We start from the raw sequence: 2,240 nt of genomic DNA on the forward strand, positions 1-2,240 counted from the left end.
CACCCCGGCGCGCCGGCGGGTCCCCCGTTTCCCGGTCGGGGAGTGGGGTCCGCCCACCCCGGCGCGGGCGGCGAGTCCGGCTGCCCCGGCGCGGATGTCGGGTCCGGGTGCCCAGTCGCGGGTGGCGGGACGGCGGCCGGCTGGTCCACGCCGATCGCGCGGCCGAGCTGGTCGAGGCGGTGCCCCTGAGCGGTCAGCCGCTGGTGCAGGTAGTCGACGGCGGCGTGCAGGTCACGGCGGCGTTCGGACTCGACCGCGGCGTCCCGCTCGCCGGCGCGGCGCTGCTCGGCGAGCTGGCGGGCCAACGCCGCGTACTCCTCGAAGGACACCGTCACTGCTCCCCGTCCGGCTCGTGCCCGTCGCGGGCGAACGGCACGATCAGCCGGGTGCGGTGGTCGTGCCGGTCGACCAGCAGCGCCCGGTCGGCGCGGGGCGTGTAGGCGAGGTCGTGCATCCCGAGGTGCAGGGCCAGCTCGGCGCCGGGCACGTTGAGCGCGACCAGGCAGGCGACGTCGTCGCGGTTCTGCGTGCCGCCCAGGTCGTCGGCGAGCCGGCGCAGGCCACGCCACCAGCCGAGCAGGTGCACCCCCTGGGCGGGGCCCTGTCGCAGCAGCGTGCGCAGGTCGTCCAGGCCGGAACGGAAGGTGACCGGGTCGGCCGCCCCGAGCACCGGTGCGGCGGCGTCCATGCCGAACACCACCAGGTATTCGCGCCCGGCCGGCTCGGCGGCCAGCGTGGCGACCCGGTCGCGCAGCCCGGCCGCGTCGACGCGTTCCACCGGGTGGCCGGCTGCCCGCAGCGCGGTCTCGGTCTCGTCGGCGACCGGGTCGGCGGCGGTGACCAGGGAGGCCAGCAGGAACCGGGCGTCGCCGGCGGCGTGTTGCCGGGCCAGGCTCAGTGTCGCGGCGTGCAGCACGTCCGCGCCGGCCGGTGCCGTGCCCACCACGGCGAGGTGCCGGCCGGGAGCGGCGTCCATCAGGAACAGCGCGGTGGTGCCGTGCACGTCGACGGTCCGGCCGACCAGGGCCATCGGGCGCCGGCCACCGGGGCGCAGACCGGCGAAGGTGGGGTCGTCCTCGACCCGCGCCGTCTCGTACCCCTTGAAGACCGCGGGCGGCCGCGCGGCCGGCGGGCGGGCCTGCCACAGCTCGTGGCGCAGCGCGGCGAGGTCGGCGGCGGCGGCGTGCGCGTCGGGGAAGCGCAGTACGGTGTCGGCGCCGACCGCGCCGGCGGCGGTGTTGACCACGGCGGAGCCGATCGGCAGGGCCGCGGCGGCGTCGTTGAGCGGGTCGAGCACCCCGCCGCCACCGGGCAGCGCCACCCGCAGCGCGAACTGCCCGAAGATCGCCTCGGCCCGCCCGTAGAGGGCCTCGATGCCGGTCATGCTCTGGCTCGCCAGCACCAGGTGTACGCCGTAGGAGCGACCCTTGCGGGCCAGCTCCTCCAGCAGGTCGACGGACTCCCGGGCCAGCGCGTCGTTGCCGGCGAGCAGCACGTGGAACTCGTCGATGACCGCCACGATGCGCGGCAGCGGATCGCCCCGGGGCAGGTCGGCGAGCTTGGTGACGCCGTGCCGCTTCAGCGCGGTGGCTCGGCGTTGTGCCTCGCGGCGCAGCTCGCGCAGCACGGCGAGCCCGTACTCCCGGTCGGATTCGATGCCGACGGCACGGGCGTGCGGCAGCCAGGACGGGTCACGCCCGGTGGGCACGAACTCGGTGAAGCTGACGCCCTCCTTGAAGTCGAGCAGGTAGAGCTGGAGCTCGGCCGGGGAGTAGCGGGCGGCCAGCCCGTAGAGGACGTCGAGCAGGAAGACGGTCTTGCCGGCGCCGGTGCGCCCGCCGACCAGCCAGTGCGGGGTGGCGTCGTCGAAGGCGACCATCAGCGGAGTGTCGAAGGCGACGGTCAGTGGGGCGCGGCCGGCCCGGCCGATCACGGTCCGCAGGCCGTTGGCGGCGGACTCGGCCCAGCGCCGCTCCGGCAGCAGCTTGGCGAAGTGCAGCTCGTCGGTGCGGCGGGCGGCGGCGCCCAGGTGCTCGGCGAGCGCGCGCACCGAGGCCGGCGGGGGGTCACCGTCGAGCAGCACCGGCGCGGCGAGGCCGCTGCCGTCGGGGCTGAACGGGGCGTTGGGCGGGTCCCCGACCTGCGCGTACCGCTCGTTGAGCCGGACCGCGGTGGTGCCGCCCAGCGGCGGCGGGGTCTCGCCCCCCAGCCGGGGCGGGTGGCCCGCGAGCAGCACGCAG

Annotated in this window: 1 protein-coding gene and 1 pseudogene; both read right to left on the minus strand. The window is 77.1% G+C overall.

The window, feature by feature from the left end:
* Positions 1–329: pseudogene (locus EAD98_RS01570) on the minus strand (hypothetical protein); the annotation flags it as partial.
* A 2-nt stretch (positions 330–331) separates the two neighbouring features.
* Positions 332–2,240 (minus strand): FtsK/SpoIIIE domain-containing protein (locus EAD98_RS01575; RefSeq protein ID WP_121652298.1); only part of this gene is annotated, 1,909 nt, incomplete at its 5' end.

The organism is Micromonospora sp. CV4, assembly GCF_003667455.1.
GTDB lineage: Bacteria > Actinomycetota > Actinomycetes > Mycobacteriales > Micromonosporaceae > Micromonospora.